15 protein-coding genes are annotated in these 17,186 nt (G+C 68.6%); 10 read left to right on the top strand and 5 right to left on the bottom strand.

The annotated features are described in order from the left end of the window. The first annotated feature begins 39 nt into the window (after positions 1 to 39). The 5 genes from ACIBGM_RS18295 to ACIBGM_RS18275 are packed head-to-tail and all read left to right on the top strand — an operon-like array spanning position 40 to position 2,909. Positions 40 to 822 (top strand): alpha/beta fold hydrolase, encoded by a 783-nt coding sequence (locus ACIBGM_RS18295; protein WP_396386241.1) that lies wholly within the window; start codon positions 40 to 42, stop codon positions 820 to 822. 30 nt (positions 823 to 852) lie between these two features. Continuing rightward, complete coding sequence (locus ACIBGM_RS18290) at positions 853 to 1,278, top strand: hypothetical protein (RefSeq protein ID WP_396386240.1); 426 nt, start codon at positions 853 to 855, stop codon at positions 1,276 to 1,278. Positions 1,279 to 1,291: 13 nt separating this feature from the next. Beyond that, positions 1,292 to 1,804, top strand: coding sequence for a sensor histidine kinase (locus ACIBGM_RS18285; protein WP_396386239.1), 513 nt, complete (start codon positions 1,292 to 1,294; stop codon positions 1,802 to 1,804). Next, positions 1,801 to 2,295 (top strand): LuxR C-terminal-related transcriptional regulator, encoded by a 495-nt coding sequence (locus tag ACIBGM_RS18280; RefSeq protein WP_396386238.1) that lies wholly within the window; start codon positions 1,801 to 1,803, stop codon positions 2,293 to 2,295. The genes ACIBGM_RS18285 and ACIBGM_RS18280 overlap by 4 nt, the downstream gene beginning before the upstream one ends. 2 nt (positions 2,296 to 2,297) lie before the next feature. Beyond that, entirely contained in the window at positions 2,298 to 2,909 is a 612-nt protein-coding gene (locus ACIBGM_RS18275; protein ID WP_396386237.1) for a hypothetical protein, read from the top strand. Here ACIBGM_RS18275 and ACIBGM_RS18270 read toward each other — a convergent pair. From ACIBGM_RS18270 to coxB, 4 genes are all read right to left on the bottom strand, one after another. Further along, on the bottom strand, positions 2,882 to 4,129 hold the full coding sequence (locus ACIBGM_RS18270) for an Ig-like domain-containing protein (RefSeq protein ID WP_360535465.1): 1,248 nt from the start codon (positions 4,127 to 4,129) through the stop codon (positions 2,882 to 2,884). The genes ACIBGM_RS18275 and ACIBGM_RS18270 overlap by 28 nt on opposite strands. Positions 4,130 to 4,313: 184 nt before the next feature. Then, the gene (locus ACIBGM_RS18265; protein WP_360535467.1) at positions 4,314 to 4,709 is read right to left on the bottom strand and encodes a cytochrome c oxidase subunit 4; all 396 of its coding nucleotides are present in this window, start codon (positions 4,707 to 4,709) and stop codon (positions 4,314 to 4,316) included. Beyond that, entirely contained in the window at positions 4,706 to 6,358 is a 1,653-nt protein-coding gene (gene ctaD, locus ACIBGM_RS18260; RefSeq protein ID WP_396386494.1) for a cytochrome c oxidase subunit I, read from the bottom strand. Before ctaD ends, ACIBGM_RS18265 begins: the two co-directional genes overlap by 4 nt. A 119-nt stretch (positions 6,359 to 6,477) precedes the next feature. Then, positions 6,478 to 7,371, bottom strand: coding sequence for a cytochrome c oxidase subunit II (gene coxB / locus ACIBGM_RS18255; RefSeq protein WP_360535469.1), 894 nt, complete (start codon positions 7,369 to 7,371; stop codon positions 6,478 to 6,480). A 258-nt stretch (positions 7,372 to 7,629) separates the two neighbouring features. Here coxB and ACIBGM_RS18250 point away from each other — a divergent pair, with 258 nt between their 5' ends. From ACIBGM_RS18250 to pulA, 5 genes are all read left to right on the top strand, one after another. Next, positions 7,630 to 8,745: an aminotransferase class V-fold PLP-dependent enzyme gene (locus ACIBGM_RS18250; RefSeq protein ID WP_360535471.1), complete on the top strand. Its 1,116-nt coding sequence runs from the start codon at positions 7,630 to 7,632 to the stop codon at positions 8,743 to 8,745. Next, complete coding sequence (locus tag ACIBGM_RS18245) at positions 8,742 to 8,954, top strand: sulfurtransferase TusA family protein (protein WP_360535473.1); 213 nt, start codon at positions 8,742 to 8,744, stop codon at positions 8,952 to 8,954. The genes ACIBGM_RS18250 and ACIBGM_RS18245 overlap by 4 nt, the downstream gene beginning before the upstream one ends. A 71-nt stretch (positions 8,955 to 9,025) precedes the next feature. Then, positions 9,026 to 9,577, top strand: a complete 552-nt coding sequence (locus tag ACIBGM_RS18240) for a GNAT family N-acetyltransferase (protein WP_396386236.1) — start codon at positions 9,026 to 9,028, stop codon at positions 9,575 to 9,577. A 3-nt stretch (positions 9,578 to 9,580) separates the two neighbouring features. Further along, on the top strand, positions 9,581 to 10,297 hold the full coding sequence (locus ACIBGM_RS18235; protein WP_360535476.1) for a Sir2 family NAD-dependent protein deacetylase: 717 nt from the start codon (positions 9,581 to 9,583) through the stop codon (positions 10,295 to 10,297). 253 nt (positions 10,298 to 10,550) lie between these two features. Further along, on the top strand, positions 10,551 to 16,199 hold the full coding sequence (gene pulA, locus ACIBGM_RS18230) for a pullulanase-type alpha-1,6-glucosidase (protein ID WP_396386235.1): 5,649 nt from the start codon (positions 10,551 to 10,553) through the stop codon (positions 16,197 to 16,199). Here the strand turns inward: pulA and ACIBGM_RS18225 are convergent, their stop codons facing one another. Continuing rightward, positions 16,200 to 17,177, bottom strand: a complete 978-nt coding sequence (locus ACIBGM_RS18225) for a serine hydrolase domain-containing protein (protein ID WP_396386234.1) — start codon at positions 17,175 to 17,177, stop codon at positions 16,200 to 16,202. Positions 17,178 to 17,186 lie beyond the last annotated feature (9 nt).

Below are 17,186 nucleotides of genomic sequence, written 5' to 3'. Positions count from 1 at the left end.
CCCTACAATTTACCTCACTCAGTGAGCTATTCTCGCGTCATGAGCTTTCAGGACGCTTACGACGCCATGCTCGAGCGGTGGGATGTCCCGGTGGAGCGGCTCGACATCCGCGGCACGCACGTGAACGCCTGCGGCCCGGCCGACGCCCCGCCCGTGGTCCTCCTCGCCGGTCACGGCGCGACCTCGCCGGTGTGGTTCGCCGTCGCACCCCGCCTCGCCGAACGGCATCGCGTCTACGCCCTCGACCTCCCCGGCGACGCCGGCCGCTCGACCGCCACGCCACCGGGCTCCGTGGACGACCTGATGACGTGGCTGGCCGCCGGACTCGAGGACCTCGAGCGCCCGATGCTCGTCGGTCATTCGTACGGCGCCTGGATCGCCCTCACGTACACCCTCCAGAACCCGGACCGCGTCAGCCGCCTGGCCCTGCTCGACCCCACCGACTGCTTCACCGGCCTCCGCCTCCCGTACGTCGCCCGAGCCCTCCCCCTGCTCGTGAAGCCCTCCCCAGCCCGCTACAAGTCCTTCCTGCGCTGGGAGACCCAAGGCCTCCCCCTGGACCCCACGTGGGTCGAGCTCTCCGCCCTGGCAACGCTGGAGCCCACCACTCGCCCAGTACGCCCCCGCCGCCCGTCGAACCTTCAGGACCTGACGACCGACCTCGTCGTGGTGGTTGCCGGCCGCAGCAAGACCCACGACCCACACCAGCTCGCCCGACGAGCGACCACCGCCGGCGCGACCGTCGTACAGATCGACGACGCCACCCACCACTCCCTGCCGGCCCTGCACGCAGACGAGGTGCTCAAGGCGCTGTCAGCCTGACGACAAGTGCGGCCCCTAGGATCTGGTCGCATGCGGGGGGTGGCTGCTCGGTGGCTGGGTCCGGTGGGTGTGGTGGCCGGACTTGGGTCTGTGCTGGTCACTCTGGTCGTGCGGCCGGTGGTGGGTGGGCCGGATGTGGCGGCTTTGGTTGAGCCGCTGGTGCTGCTCGGGCTGGCGTTTGGAATCGCTCGGTGGTCGGAGCGGCTAGTCGTGGGAGCCCCGGTCGTCGTGGTGGCGCTGGCGGTGATGGTGCTGCGGTACTCGGAGGCGCCGGCGCTGGATGCTGGGGGCAAGGTCCTGGCGGTCGGGCTCTGGGGTGCTGCGGGTGCTGCGGCGGGGTTGCTCGGCTGGGGCCTGCGCGGCCTGGAGCGTGCGCGGGCGGCAGCGAGGCAGGCGGAGGCCTACCCGGCGTCGGCTGGCGGTGGCGGCCGAGTTGCACGAATTCGTGGCGCATGACCTGAGTGAGGTCGTGGCGCGAGTGCAGGCGGCCCGGTACCTGGGTGGTGGGGCTGAGGAGCTCGAGCGGGTCGAGCAGGCTGGGGTCCGGTCGCTGGAGTCGCTGGAGGCGACCGTGCGGGCCTTGCGGATCGACGGTGTGCCCGAGGGAGCCGGGCGGGATCTGGAGGCGTTGCCGGGGTTGGTCGAGCGCTTCAACGGGACGCCTGGGCCGCGCGCCGTACTGGTGGCTCCTGAGGTCGTCGAGCCGTCTGCGGAGGGGGCGGCGTTGGTGTACCGGATGGTGACCGAGTGCCTGACCAACCTGCGCAAGCACGCGGCGGACGCGCAGGAGGTCAGGATCACGATCCGGTCCGAAGGCGAGGGTGTGGTGGTGACGGTCGCCGACGACGGGTCGGCGGCAACAGCGACAGGCTCCGAGGGCGGGTTGCGGATGCTGACCGAGTGGGCCGAAGCGCTTCGCGGCACCCTGACTGCAGGCCCGAGCGCCGGCGGATGGCGGGTCGAGCTGGTGGTGCCGCGATGACCATTCGGGTGTTGCTGGCCGACGATCAGGCCGTGATCCGGCAGGCGTTCCGGGCGGTGGTCGACGCGCAGCCGGACATGACCGTGGTGGTCGTGGTGACAACCTTCGACCTGGACGAGTACCTGCACACGGCTCTGCAGTACGGCGCCGCCGGCTTCATCCTCAAGCGGTCCGGACCCGCGCTCCTGGTCGAGGCGATCCGGGCGGCCGTCGCCGGTGACACGCTGGTCAGCCCCCAACTGACCACGCGACTCTTGAGCCGACTTCGCGACGTACCTGCCGACCCACGATGGTCCTCGCTGACCGAACGGGAGAAGGAGGTCGCCGAACTGGTCGCCGACGGCGGCACGAACGCCGACATCGCCGAGCAACTCGTGCTCTCCCCCGGCACCGTGAAGAACCACCTGGCCAGCATCCAGCGCAAGCTCGACGTCCGGAACCGGGTCGGAATCGCTGCCGCGGTCTGGTCGCAACGTCGCCCACCGTCCTGAAGATGTGCCGATCGGCACCTGGGCCGGGTCCGCCGGTCACGAGACGGTCGATCCATGCACACCGACACCAAATCCCGCTGGACTCAGCTGGCGCCCGGCGTACCGTCCTGGCCCCGGCCGCCGCCCACGTCATCGCCCTCTGCACGATCCCGTCGGCCGTCTGGCGGATCGGCATCATCGTCCGCTTCCCCGCCGGGTACGACGAGGGCTGGATCGAGCGCTCCGAGCTGAACACCCTGCACGGAGCGCTCTACCTGCTGTTCCTCTGCGTCCTCAGCGAGGCCCTCGCTCTCCTCGCCTTCGGCCTCATCCAACGCTGGGGCGACACCTACCCCGACTGGCTCCCGACCCGCTTCGCCGGCCGCCCACTCCCCCGCCTCATAGCCGTCATCCCAGCCGCAGCAGGCTCCTTGGCCCTCACCGCCATCTGGACCATCGGCGTCCCAGCCGCAGCCCTTACGAACGCAACCTTCGACACCACCATGACCCCAGGTCCAGCCACCACAGTCCAACTACTCGCCTACGCCCCGATGATGGCCTGGGGCCCCCTCCTGGCGGCCCTCACCTACCAGTACTGGCGCCGGGCTCAGGACAGGGCGGAGCCGGCCTTGTAGTTGGCCCAGGTGGTGTTCCAGTCGGTCCAACCGTTGCCGGGCTCCATCGTGCGGGTCGTGCCGGTGACGATGACCGGGTCGCCGCGGAGGGTCTGCTGGAAGTACCACTGGCCGTTCGCGAGGCTCATGCCGACGCAGCCGTGGCTGACGTTCTCGCTGCCCTGGCTGCCGGCCGACCACGGGGCGCCGTGGATGAACTCACCGGAGCTGGTGACTCGCTGGGCCCACTTCACGTCGTGGATGTCGTAGTACTCCGGGTCGCCGGGCTTGATGCCCACGGTCCGGGCGTCCATCCGCTTGACCGGGAACTTCTCCATGATCACCTTCACCCCGCTGCGGGTGGTGAAGCCGGACTTGCCGGCCGTGATCGGGATGGTCCGGGCCAGCTTGCCGTTGATGACGACGGACATCGTGTGCCGCTTGACGTCGATCCTGGTGACCACGGACTTGCCGATCGCGAACGAGATCTTCCGGCCGGCCGCGCCCCAGGTGTTCTTGCCGGCGTTCACGCCCTGCGTGTCGATGCTGACCGTGACCTTGGTGCCGGCCGGCCAGTAGTTCTTCGGCCGGTAGTTGACCTGCTTGCTGTTCACCCAGTGCCAGCTGCCGTCGACCGGGACCGAGGTGGTCACCTTCAGCCGCTTCTCGACCGCGGCCCGGTCGGTGACCGGGTTGTTCCAGTAGATCTGGATCGGCATCGCGACGCCGACGGTCTCACCGTTCAGCGGAGCGACCGAGGCCTTCAGGCTCTTGGCGGCCTTCAGGGTCTTGAAGGTGGAGCTGATCGGCACGCTGGCGCCGTCGGTGCCCTCGGCGGAGCCGGTCAGCGTGTACGTCGCACCCGGCTTCAGCTGCGGTACGGCGGTCCACTCGTTCTTGTCGGTGTTGAAGCTGCCGGCCACCTTGTCGCCGTCGTCATCCTCGAGGGTGACGTCCTTCAGCGTGCCGACCGAGGTCTTCACGGTCACTTCGGTGTCCGGCTTGACCGAGCTCGCGCCCTTGGCCGGGACCACGGACACGCTGGCCGCGGCCGGGTCCTGGGTCGGCGTGGTGGACGCACCAGGAGTGGTCGACGCCCCCGGCGTACCACTGCTCTGGGTCGCGCCGGTCGTCGACGGCGAGCCGCCCGCCTCGGTGTCACTGCACGCGGTGCCGACCAGCAGCATCGCGCAGATCCCCGCCACGGCAAGGCCGTGCTTCCGCACCGAACCGATCACCATTCCCCAGCTCTCCCCTGTTCAAACCAACCGCCGCCCAGAGTAACCCGCCGAACCGACAGATCCCGGCAACGCATCGCCACTCAAGTGGTACGGACCACAACGGACCGTACTCCGGGTGGCACCCCCTAAGACGCACGAAGGCGCCATCCGGTTGGCTTCCGGATGGCGCCCGTACGGCGCTCAGCTAGTGAGCGTGGTCACCTCGGTAGTACTCGAAGATGAACCCCGACAGCGTCACGATGCCGATCCCGCAGCCGGCGATGAACAGCCACCAGCCGAACACGACACCCAGCACCACGACCGACAGGGTCAGCCCGCACCACAGCGGCCACCACGAGTACGGCGGAAAGAAGCCGAGCTCACCGGCCCCCTCGACGATCTCCGCTTCCTTGCGGTCCTCCGGCCGGGCGTCCATCCGGCGCGCGGTGATGCTCAGGTAGAACGCCACCAGCAGCGACAGGAAGAACGTCATCACCAGCGCTGTGGTGCCGGTCGGGTCCTCCGACATCAGCCAGTAGATCGGCGTGACGACCAGCACGAACACGCTCAGAATCCCGAAGACCCAGGCTTCGACCTTCACGCCTTGTCCTTCCCCTCGGTCTCGCTCGTCGCGGCCTGCCGCTCCAGGTGCTCGACCCGGCCCTCGTCCTCACCGGCGTCGAGCAGGTTGTCCTTCGGCGCCCGGTTGTCCGGGTACTCGGCCAGCGCGAGGTCTGCGTGGTGCAGGTCGAACGCGGGGCTCTCGGACCGGATCCGCGGCAGCCGGTCGAAGTTGTGCCGCGGCGGCGGCGAGCTGGTCGCCCACTCCAGCGAGCGGCCCCAGCCCCACGGGTCGTCCACGCCCACCAGCGGCGCCTTGCGCGACTTGTAGACGTTGTAGAAGAACGGCAGCATCGACAGGCCGAGCACGAAGGCGCCGATGCTGGACACCTCGTTCAGCGTGGTGAAGCCCTCGTTGGCGCCGTACGAGGCGTAGCGCCGCGGCATGCCCTCGACGCCGAGCCAGTGCTGCACCAGGAACGTGGTGTGGAAGCCGATGAACAGCAGCCAGAAGTGCAGCTTGCCGAGCCGCTCGTCGAGCATCCGGCCGGTCATCTTCGGCCACCAGAAGTAGAACCCGGCGAACATCGCGAACACCACGGTGCCGAACACCACGTAGTGGAAGTGCGCGACCACGAAGTACGAGTCGGACAGCTGGTAGTCCAGCGCCGGCGAAGCCAGGATGATGCCGGTCAGGCCGCCGAACAGGAAGGTGGTCAGGAAGCCCACCGACCAGAGCATCGGCGTGTCGAACGACACCGACCCGCCCCACATCGTGCCGATCCAGTTGAAGAACTTCACCCCGGTCGGGACTGCGATCAGGAACGTCATGAACGAGAAGAACGGCAGGTTCACCGCGCCGGTGACGAACATGTGGTGCGCCCACACCGCCACCGACAGCACCGCGATACCCAGCGTCGCGCAGACCAGGCCGATGTAGCCGAAGACCGGCTTGCGGCTGAAGACCGGCAGGATCTCGGTGATGATGCCGAAGAACGGCAAGGCGATGATGTACACCTCGGGATGCCCGAAGAACCAGAACAGGTGTTGCCACAGCAGTGGCCCGCCGTTCGCGGCGTCGAAGACGTGAGCCCCCAGGGCTCGATCCGCCTCCAGCATCAGCAGCGCGCCGGCCAGGATCGGGAAGGCGATCAGCACCAGGATCGAGGTCACCAGGATGTTCCAGGTGAAGATCGGCATCCGGAACATCGTCATGCCCGGCGCCCGCATCGTGATGATCGTGGTGACGAAGTTGACCGCACCGAGGATGGTGCCCAGACCGGCCATCCACAGGCCCATGATCCACAGGTCACCGCCGACGCCCGGCGAACGGACCGCGTTCGACAGCGGAGCGTAGGCGAACCAGCCGAAGTCGGCCGCGCCGCCCGGGGTGAAGAACCCGCTGATCGTGATCAGGCCGCCGAACAGGAACAGCCAGAAGCTGAACATGTTCAGCCGCGGGAACGCGACGTCCGGGGCGCCGATCTGGACCGGCATGATCACGTTCGCGAACCCGACGAACAGCGGCGTCGCGAACAGCAGCAGCATGATCGTGCCGTGCATGGTGAAGAGCTGGTTGTACACCTCTTCGTTCACGATCTGCAGGCCCGGCTTGGCCAGCTCGGCGCGGATGACCAGCGCCATCACACCGCCGATCAGGAAGAACGCGAACGAGACGATCAGGTACATGTGCCCGATCAGCTTGTGGTCGGTGGTGGTCAACCACTTGACCGCGAGCTGGCCTTTGCTGCGCCGCCGGGGCAGTGCGGTAGTAGCACCGATAGCGCCGGTGCGCTCGGCGAAGTCGGTCACTTCTCGCCCTCCTCTGGCCCATGACCAGGAATGGTGGTGGCGTCCTGGCCACCGGTCGCGGCGCCGGTCTGGCCCTTGGCGGCCAGGTCCCGCAGGTGCGCGTCGTACTCGGAGCGGGTGACGACCTTGACGGAGAAGATCATCCGGCTGTGGTAGAGCCCGCAGAGCTCCGCGCACTTGCCGGCGAACGTCCCGGTCTTGGTCGGGGTCAGCTCGAACTTGTTGGTCCGGCCCGGGATGACGTCCAGCTTGAAGTAGAAGGACGGGACCCAGAAGGAGTGGATGACGTCCGGCGAGGTCAGGTCGAACTGGACCGACTCGTTCACCGGGAGCCACAGCTCGGCAGGCTTGTCCAGCGTGCCGGTCTCCCAGACGCCCTCCTGCCCGTCGACGTTCTCCTTGTAGTTGAACGTCCACTGCCACTGCTGGCCGACCACGTTGATGTTGTGCTGCGACTGGTTCGACATCGCGGTGATCTGGTTGCCGTGCTCGACGGTGTAGTAGAAGAGCACACCGATGATCGCGAACGGCGCCAGTGTGTACAGCACCTCGAGCGGCAGGTTGTACCGCACCTGCTTGGGAGCGTCGTCGGTGCGCTTGCGGTACCGCACGACGACCCACAGGATCAGGGCCCAGACCATCACGCCGACGATCAGGGCGGCGATCCAGGCGCCGATCCAGAGGCTGCGGACAGCCTCGGTCCGGTCCGATGCGCCCTCGGGAAGCCCGAGTCGTTTCCACTGCTCAGTGGTTTCCGACGAACAACCGGTCAGCAGCAGGGTGCCGAGCACCACTCCCGTACCGACCAGCAGGCGTCGCTTTCCCGGACGTGTGGCGTCGGCAGGATATGCCGCGCGCTCGTCCACTCCGGGCGTGCCGTTCGAACCCACGGGGCGCCTTTCCCTTCCCAAGTGAGACTGACGACCAAACACTACTGGACACCTTCCGGCGTCCTGCGCATAGGTAGGGCCGAGAGCATGTCTGCCCCTCCGCTGCCTGCTGCGGGGCACTCGGTGGGCGTCTCGCTGCACTGGAGCAAAGGTCACGATGCTCCGCATCGAGCCCCTCACTCCAGCACACCGAGCCACTCCACCGAGCACCTCCTCGCGACGGCACCGGAGGGGCAGACATGCTCTAGCGTTTCCCGTGTGAGCGAGCGTGCATACCTGGACGCTGCGTCGGCGGAGGCTCTGCATCCGGCGGCGCGGGAAATGTTGCTCTCGGCAGTCGATTCCGGCTGGGCCGATCCGGTCCGGCTGCACCACGAGGGACGGACTGCGCGGCTGCTGCTGGACAACGCCCGAGCGGTGCTTGCGGACGCGGTCGGAGTGCGGCCGGACGAGCTTTTCCTGACCACCTCCGGTACGGCGGCCGTCCACGCCGGGCTGACCGCCATCCGGGCCGCCCGCAGGCGCGTCGGTACCGCGGTTGTCCACAGCGCCGTCGAGCATTCCGCCGTACTGCACACGGCCTCGAGCGACGGGGTCGAGGTGGGTGTGGACAGCGTCGGCCGGGTCGACCTGGACGCGTTCAAGGCTGAGGTGGGCAAGCCGGGAGTCGCGGTGGCCGCGCTGCAGTCCGCCAACCACGAGGTCGGCACGCGGCAGCCGGTCGAGGCGGCGGCTGAGGCGTGTGGCGACGTACCCCTGTTCGTGGACGCGTCCGCTTCGATCGGGCACGACGCCGTACCGGCCGGGTGGTCGGCGCTGGCCGCGAGTGCGCACAAGTGGGGTGGACCGGCCGGTGTCGGGCTGCTCGCCGTCCGTAAAGGGACCCGGCTGGCGCCGGCCTGGCCGATGGACGAGCGGGAGGACGGCCTCTCCCCCGGGTTCCCGGACGTCCCGAACACCCTGGCCGCCGCGGCCGCCCTGCAGGCCCGGCTCGCCGAGGCCGAGGACCTGAATAAGCAGCACCGGGCCTGGATCGACGAGCTCCGGCACCGCGTCGCCGCGGGCGTCCCGGACGTCGAGGTGGTCGGCGACCCGGACGACCGGCTCCCGCACGTGCTCACCTTCTCCTGCCTGTACGTCGACGGCGAGGCCCTCGTGACCGCTCTGGACGCGGAGGGCTTCTCCGTCTCGAGCGGCTCGGCCTGTACGTCGAGCACGCTGCGACCGTCCCACGTCCTGGCCGCGATGGGCGTCCTCACCCACGGCAACGTCCGCGTCTCGCTCAGCCGGAGCACGACGTACGGCGACATCGACCGGTTCGCCACCGTCCTGCCGGGCATCGTGCAGCGGATCCGGGCGGAGGTCGGCCTGTGAACACCGACCTCGACTGCCTCGGCCTGCTTTGCCCACTGCCTGTGATCAAGCTGGCGAAACTGCTGCCGACGATCGAGATCGGCGACACGATCACCGTGCTCGCCGACGACCCGGCCGCCGCCACCGACATCCCGGCCTGGTGCCGCCTCCGCGGCCAGGAGCTCGTCTCCGCAGACTCCCCGCACTACGTCGTACGACGTCTCAATTGAGCACAGCGTCGTACGACGACTTGGCTAAAACCTCTCGCGGTGCCGTCGGCTCCGTTGGCACACTGCGGTCCGTGACCGACTTCTCGTACAAGCCCACGCTGACCGGTGAGCTCGTGATCCTGCGTCCCGTGGACGAGGCCGACTACGAAGCACTCGCCGAGGCGATGGCGGACCCGGACGTGACCAGGCTGACCGGGAGCCATGGGGAGATCGGTGAGGAGAAGGCCCGGCAGTGGTACCGGACCCGGAACGACCAGACCGACCGCCTCGACCTGGCGATCGTGGACAAGGCGACCGGCGCGACCGTCGGCGAGGCGGTGCTGAACGAGTGGGACCCGGACAACCGGTCCTGCAACTTCCGGATCCTGATCGGCCCGTCCGGCCAGGGTCGTGGGCTCGGCACCGAGGCCACGAAGCTGACCGTCGGCTACGGCATCGAGGAGATCGGGCTGCACCGGATCAGCCTCGGCGTGTACGCGTTCAACCCGCGGGCCCAGCGCGCGTACGAGAAGGCCGGTTTCGTCGTCGAGGGCCGGCTCCGCGACGAGCTCTACTGGGACGGCGAGTGGGTCGACTCGATCGTGATGTCGGTCCTGGCACCGGAGTGGAAAGCTAATCTCTGACGCGTGATCCACGCCGAGCGCATTGCCGTACTGACCGGGGCCGGGATCTCCACCGCGTCCGGGATCCCCGACTTCCGCGGGCCGCAAGGCCTGTGGACGAAGAATCCGGCCGCGGCGGCGATGTTCGACATCGACGAGTACGTCGCCTCGCGGGCGGTCCGCGTGGAGGCCTGGAAGCACCGGCTGGCCGCGCCCGCCTGGACCGCCGAGCCGAACCCGGGCCACCTTGCCTTGGTCGACCTGGAACGCCGGGGCCGGCTCACCGGCCTGATCACCCAGAACGTCGACGGCCTGCATCAGAAGGCCGGGTCCTCCCCCGAGATCGTCCACGAGCTGCACGGCACGATCTGGTTCGTCGACTGCCTCGAGTGTGGCCGGCGGGTTCCGATGGCCGACGTACTCCCCCGCCTCGACGCCGGTGAGGAAGACCCGGGGTGCGAGGTCTGCGGTGGCATCCTGAAGTCCGCCACGGTCTCCTTCGGTCAATCGCTCGACCAGCGCGTCCTCGACGCGGCCGTCGCCGCCACGGAGGCCGCCGACCTGTTCCTGGCCGTCGGCACGTCGCTGCAGGTCTACCCGGCGGCCGGCCTGTGCGACATCGCCCTCGGCCTCGGCAAGCCCCTCATCATCCTCAACGCCGAGCCCACGCCGTACGACGAGCAGGCGACCACCGTCCTACACACCCCGATCGAGACGACGCTCCCGGGGCTCCTCGGCTGAGGCTTGGGGTGAGCGCGGGTTGTGGGTTGGCGGTACGACGCGGGTGTGGTTTCGCGGGCTCCGCTGCGGGAGGGTGCTAGTCGGGGCGGCGAGTTGTCGAATTTGGTTGGGATTTCTGGCTCGGCGGCGCCATTTTTGACGACTCGACGGCCCAGGCGTGGGGGTGGAGTGACCGTTCCGTGATCTTTGAGGTCTCCTCAGGGGGAATCGGGCGGGTTAGCGTCCGCGGCAGGATCAACGGGAGGGGACCGTGATGCGTGGGGTCAGGCGATGGACGGCGGGGTTCACCGCGGCTGCGGTGATCGTGCTCGGGCTCGGTACGGCGACGCCGGCGCCGGCCCAGTCGGCAGCGGATCGGGTGATCACGTTGGCGGGGTCGCTGCAGAGCGAGCTGGGGTGCCCGGGTGACTGGGATCCCGCGTGTCCGGCGACGAGCCTCGGTACGGCGGCGCCGTACGCGAAGACGTTCGACGTCCCGGCCGGCTCGTACGAGTACAAGGTCACCGTCAACGGCAGCTGGGACGAGAACTACGGCGCCGGCGGTGTCCTGAACGGCCCGAACATCCCGCTGCGGATCGAGGGCCCGGCCAAGCTGGTCTTCAGCTACGACGACACCAGCCATGTCGTCTCGGTGAAGCCCGTCGACCTGGCCGGGGCGACCGTGACGCCGGCGGACAAGGCGCTGTCGACGCCGAGCCTGCGGCAGGACCTGACCAAGGAGCGGTTCTACTTCGTGATGGCGGACCGGTTCGCCAACGGGGACACGTCGAACGACGCCGGCGGGCTGACCGGCGACCGCCTCGCCACCGGGCTCGACCCGACCGACAAGGGCTTCTACCACGGCGGCGACCTGGCCGGCGTGATCGAGAAGCTCGACTACATCAAGTCCCTGGGTACGACGTCGCTCTGGCTCACCCCGTCGTTCAAGAACCGGCCGGTGCAGGGCGCCGGCAACGACGTCAGCGCCGGGTACCACGGCTACTGGATCACCGACTTCACCCAGATCGACCCGCACCTGGGCACGAACGAGGACATGAAGCGGCTGATCAGCCTCGCCCACGCGAAGGGGATGAAGGTCTTCTTCGACATCATCACCAACCACACCGCGGACGTGATCGCCTACCAGTCCGGGCAGTACGGCTACATCTCCAAGGCGACGTCGCCGTACAAGGACGCGTCGGGCACCGTCTTCGACGACAAGGACTACGCCGCCGGTGACACCTTCCCGCCGCTGGACCGCAACACCTCGTTCCCGAACGTCCCGGTGTTCCGGACCCCGGCCGACGAGACCGTCAAGGTCCCGGCCTGGCTGAACGACCCCACGCTGTACCACAACCGCGGCGACTCGACCTTCGCCGGTGAGTCGGCCGAGTACGGCGACTTCGTCGGGCTGGACGACCTGTTCACCGAGCAACCGAAGGTCCGCGACGGGATGATCGACGTCTACAGGACGTGGGCCGAGTTCGGCATCGACGGGTTCCGGATCGACACCGTCAAGCACGTCAACATGGAGTTCTGGCAGAAGTTCTCGCCGCAGATCCTGGCGGCGGCGCAGGGCGCGGGGTCGAAGGACTTCTTCATGTTCGGCGAGGTCTTCGACGCCGACCCGAAGTTCATGTCGACCTACACCACCCAGGGCGCGCTGCAGGCGACGCTGGACTTCGGCTTCCAGCAGAACGCGGTCGCGTTCGCCAAGGGCGACCCCGGCACCAAGCTGCGCGACCTCTACGCGAACGACGACTACTACACCGACGCGGACTCGAACGCGTACCAGCTGCCGACCTTCCTCGGGAACCACGACATGGGCCGGGTCGGCACCTTCCTCAAGCAGGGCGGCGCCGCCGGCCAGGAGCTGCTGGCCCGCGACAAGTTGGCGCACTCGCTGATGTTCCTCACCCGCGGTCAGCCCGTCATCTACTACGGCGACGAGCAAGGCTTCACCGGTCCCGGCGGTGACAAGGACGCGCGGCAGGACATGTTCGCGACGCAGACCACGGACTACAAGGACGACGAGATCGTCGACGGCACGGGGACGACGACGATCGGCAGCCAGGACCGGTACGACGTCGACGGTCCGATGTACAAGCACATCGCGGCGTTGCAGAAGCTACGGGCGAAGTATCCGGCCCTCGCCGACGGCCGCCAGGTCCACCGGTACTCGTCGAACTCCGGCGGGCTGTACGCGTTCAGCCGCCTCGGCGCCGACAACGTCGAGTACGTGGTGATTGCCAACAATGCGACAACTGCACAATCGGCAACCATCCCGACGTACGGTCCGAACACCTGGCTGAAGCCGGTCTACGGCGGCTCGCAGGCCGTCAAGACCGACCGCGAAGGCCGCGTCGTGATCAGCCAGCCACCGCTGTCGGTGACCGTGTACCAGGCCGCGAACAAGGTCCCGAACCGCAGCAAGGCGCCTGCCGTCTACATGAGCTCGCCCGAGCTGGGCGCGACGGTCGGTGGGCGGGCCGAGATCGGCGCCGAGGTGCCGGAGAACACCCCGGTGACCGTGACCTTCGGCTACCGCCCGGTGGGTACGACGGCCTGGCAGCGACTCGGCTCCGACGACAACGCGCCGTACCGGGTCTTCCAGGACGTGACCGCGCTGCCGAAGGGCACCTTGCTCGAGTACCGCGCCGTACTGAAGGACGTGTCCGGCAACTACTCGGTGTCCGGTTCGTACGGCGTGGTCGGCGACGCACCGAAGCCCGGTGGCGGCGGTGGCGGGACCGGGCCGGTCGTCCAGCCGGCCAACGTGAGCGTGCCCGGCGACCACAACAGCGAGATGGGCTGCCCGGCTGACTGGTCTCCGGACTGCGACCAGGCGCAGCTGACGCTGGACCCGCAGGACAAGGTCTGGAAGGGCACGTACACGATCCCGGCCGGTGAGCACGCCTACAAGGCCGCGATCAACAAGACCTGGGACGAGAACTACGGCGCCGGCGGTAACCAGAACGGCGCGAACATCTCCTACATCGCACCGAACGGCCCGGTCAGCTTCTACTACGAGCACGGCCGCCATTACGTCACGTCGAGTGCCGAGGGCCCGCTCATCACCGTGCCCGGCACCTTCCAGAAGGCGCTCGGCTGCACGAACGACTGGGATCCGGCCTGCATGCGACCCTGGCTGACAGACCAGGACGGCGACGGCACGTACACCTGGTCGACGACGGAGATCGGAGCGGGGAGCTATGAGGCCAAGGTCGCGCACAACCTGTCCTGGGACGAGAGCTACCCGGCCAACAACATTCCGATCACCGTGCCCGCGGACGGCCTGGTCGTCACGTTCAACTACGTCCTTGCGACGCACGTGCTGACGGTCACCACGTCCACACCGGGCGCCCAGCCAGACCTCAACCAGGCCAAGGCGTACTGGCTCAGCAAGGACACCCTCGCCGTACCGGCGGTCGCGCACCCGGAGCGGTTCCGCTGGCGGCTGCATTGGTCGTACGACGGCTCCCTCAAGGTCGACGCGGACGACATCGGCGGCTCGTCGGCCGGCCTGCGCTACGACACTCGCGAGGTCCGTCCCGGGTACACGACGCTGCGGCTCGACCATGCCGACGTGAAGAAGATCCTCACCGGCCAGCTCGGCCTGGCACAGTACGACGACGCCGGGCGACTGCTCGACGCGACCGGCGTCCAGATACCCGGTGTCCTCGACGACGTCTACGGGAGCGCGACCGGGCGCTCGTACGGAGTCACTTGGAAAGGTCAGCCGACCTTCACCCTCTGGGCGCCGACCGCACAGAACGCCAAGCTGCTGATCGGATCGTCCACCGTCCCGATGCGCCGCAACGACGACGGCTCGTGGACGGCTTCCGGACCACGGTCGTGGAAGAACGCGTCGTACCGCTACGAGGTCACCGTGTTCGCGCCGTCGACCGGCAAGGTGGAGACGAACGTCGTCACCGACCCGTACTCGGTCGCGCTGACGACCGACTCGACGCACTCGGTCGCAGTCGACCTCGACGATCCGGCCGGGAAGCCCGCCCTGTGGTCGGACACACCGGCGCCCAAGCTGGCCCGGTCGGTCGACTCGACGATCTACGAGCTGCACGTCCGGGACTTCTCGATCAACGACACCACGGTTCCGGCCGCCCACCGCGGCACGTACCTCGCCTTCGCCGACGAGGGCAACGGGACGAAGCATCTGCGCGCGCTCGCGGCCGCCGGGCTGAACACGGTCCACCTGCTGCCGACGTTCGATATCGCGTCGATCCCGGAGACCGGTCAGCAGTCGCCGGCGTGTGACCTCAAGTCGTTCCCGCCCGACTCCGAGCAGCAGCAGGCCTGCGTCACCGCGGTCGCGGCGAAGGACGGCTTCAACTGGGGGTACGACCCGTTCCACTGGCTCGCGCCGGAAGGCTCCTACGCGACCCAGCGTGACGGGCTGGCCCGGGTCGCCGAGTTCCGCACGATGGTCGGCGGACTGCACAAGTCCGGGCTGCGCGTCGTACTGGACCAGGTCTTCAACCACACGCCGTCGGCCGGCCAGGCGCCGACGTCGGTGCTGGACAAGGTCGTGCCCGGCTACTACCAGCGGCTGAACGCGACCGGCAAGGTCGAGACGTCGACGTGCTGCAGCAACATCGCCACCGAGCACGCGATGGCCGAGAAGATCATGGTCGACGGCACCGTCAGCTGGGCCAGGAACTACCGGGTCGACGGGTTCCGGTTCGACCTGATGGGCCACCACAGCAAGGCGAACATGCTCAAGGTCCGGGCCGCGCTCGACAAGCTGACCCTGGCCAAGGACGGCGTCGACGGCAAGAAGGTCTACGTGTACGGCGAGGGCTGGAACTTCGGCGAGGTCGCGGACGACGCGCTGTTCGTGCAGGCCCGGCAGGGCAACCTCGGCGGCACCGGCATCGGCACGTTCTCCGACCGGCTGCGCGACGGGGTCCGCGGCGGCGGCCCGTTCGACGAGAACCCGCGGATCCAGGGCTTCGGGTCCGGCGCCGCCAGCGACCCGAACGGCGACGCGGTCAACGGCACCCCGGCAGAGCGCGCGAAGCGGCTCGCCCACGACACCGACCTGATCCAGCTCGGGCTCGCGGCGAACCTGCGGAGCTTCTCGTTCCGCTCCGCCGAGACCGGCGCGGTCGTCCGCGGCGACGCGGTCGACTACAACGGCAACCCGGCTGGGTACGCCGACCAGCCGGACGAGGTGGTCACGTACGTCGACGCGCACGACAACGAGACGTTGTGGGACGCGCTGACCTACAAGTTGCCGACGGCACTGACCATGTCGGACCGGATCCGGATGAACACGGTGTCGCTGGCGACCACCGCCCTGGCCCAGACCCCGTCGTTCTGGCACGCGGGCGCCGACCTGCTGCGGAGCAAGTCGCTGGACCGGAACTCCTACGACTCCGGCGACTGGTTCAACACGCTCGACTGGACCGGCGCCGACAACGGCTTCGGCCACGGCCTGCCGCCGAAGCCGGACAACGAGGCCAAGTGGTCGTTCATGAAGCCGCTGCTGGCCGACCCGGCCCTGAAGCCGACCGCATCGGAGGTCGGCACGGCGTCAGCGGCAGCGCACGACCTGCTGAAGCTCCGCTTCTCGACGCCGTTGTTCCGGCTCGGGTCGGCCGACCTGATCAACGCGAAGCTCAGCTTCCCGTTGAGCGGCGCCAATCCCGGCGTGATCACGATGCGGATCGACGACACCGTCGGCCCGAACGTCGACCCGGCACTCAAGGGTGTCCTGGTCGTCTTCAACTCGACCGGCTCGGCCGTCACGCAACAGGTCCCAGGCCTGGCCGGCGCCAACCTGTCCCTGTCCCCGGTTCAGGCCGCCGGATCGGACCCGGTGGTGAAGCAGACGACCTGGACCGCGGCGTCCGGCACCGTCACAGTTCCGGCCCGCACGGTCGCCGTACTCGTGCAGAAGTAGTCAGGTCAGGAGACCGACCAGCCACTGGTCGGTCTCCGGCTGGCCCGACTTGCTGCCCGTGGCGGACAAGGTGAGCTGCATGGACAGGTCTGCCGAGTGGAAGCTGATCGTCAGGTAGTTGAAGAACCCGCCGTGGTGGCCCCAGACGACCTGTCCGTCCGGCAGTCGCCGCCGCACGATTCCTAGGCCGTACCCGAACGAGTCGTCCGCCTCCACGACGGTCAGCATCGCCTCCAGCTCGGCCTCCGCAAGCAACTCGCCACCCAGGACGGCCGCGTAGAACCGGTTGAGATCGGCCGCCGTCGACACCACTTCGCCGGCCGCCCAGGCCTGCGAGGCGTTGCACCGGGCGATGTCGACGTACTCGTCGTCGATGTTCAGGTAGGCGTGGGCGTGCGGCTCCGGCAGCTCCACGTCGTCTCCCGGCAGCACGGTCCGGCGAAGTCCGGCCGGGTCCAGGATCCGCTCGCGCACCTGATCGCCGTATGCGCCTCCGGTGACCGCTTCGATCAGCAGGCCGAGGGCGATGTAGTTCGTGTTGCAGTACGACCATGAAGCGCCCGGTTCGAACTGGCGCGGCTTGCCGACCGCGACCCGGAGCGTCTCGCGCGGATCCCTGTGCAGGTAGCGGTCCCGGAAGATTCCCGCCGCGTCCGGGAGGTCGTCGGTGTAGTTGTGAAGCCCGCTGGTGTGGTTGAGCAGCTGCCGCACCGAGATCCCAGCCGGCACCTCCGGCAACCAGTCCCGCGCGGGCGCATCCAGCTGCACCTTGCCCTCTCCGACAAGCTGCAGAACGACGACGGCGGTGAAGGTCTTGGTGAGACTGCCGGCCCGGAACCACCCGTCGGGATCGACCGGGCGATCCGTCCCGAGCTCCGCGACTCCACTCGAGCCGACCCAGGTCCGCTCCGGCGACCGAAAGTGCAGAAGCACCCCGGCCGCGCCTTCGTCCACCAGTGAATCGAGAAACCTCTGCATGCCCCACCT

The organism is Kribbella sp. NPDC050470, assembly GCF_044458365.1.
Classification (GTDB): Bacteria; Actinomycetota; Actinomycetes; order Propionibacteriales; family Kribbellaceae; genus Kribbella.
Note: the sequence above shows the minus strand (reverse complement) of the source record. Positions and strands in the feature narration are given on the sequence as shown.

What these genes read in the sequence shown, in the direction of transcription:
- ACIBGM_RS18295 (WP_396386241.1), top strand. Translation starts at nt 40, where the DNA reads ATGAGCTTTCAGGACGCTTACGACGCCATGCTCGAGCGGTGGGATGTC.
- ACIBGM_RS18280 (WP_396386238.1), top strand. Translation starts at nt 1,801, where the DNA reads ATGACCATTCGGGTGTTGCTGGCCGACGATCAGGCCGTGATCCGGCAG.
- ACIBGM_RS18275 (WP_396386237.1), top strand. Translation starts at nt 2,298, where the DNA reads ATGTGCCGATCGGCACCTGGGCCGGGTCCGCCGGTCACGAGACGGTCG.
- ctaD (WP_396386494.1), bottom strand. Translation starts at nt 6,358, where the DNA reads ATGTACCTGATCGTCTCGTTCGCGTTCTTCCTGATCGGCGGTGTGATG.
- pulA (WP_396386235.1), top strand. Translation starts at nt 10,551, where the DNA reads ATGCGTGGGGTCAGGCGATGGACGGCGGGGTTCACCGCGGCTGCGGTG.
- ACIBGM_RS18290 (WP_396386240.1), top strand. Translation starts at nt 853, where the DNA reads ATGCGGGGGGTGGCTGCTCGGTGGCTGGGTCCGGTGGGTGTGGTGGCC.
- ACIBGM_RS18225 (WP_396386234.1), bottom strand. Translation starts at nt 17,177, where the DNA reads ATGCAGAGGTTTCTCGATTCACTGGTGGACGAAGGCGCGGCCGGGGTG.
- ACIBGM_RS18270 (WP_360535465.1), bottom strand. Translation starts at nt 4,129, where the DNA reads ATGGTGATCGGTTCGGTGCGGAAGCACGGCCTTGCCGTGGCGGGGATC.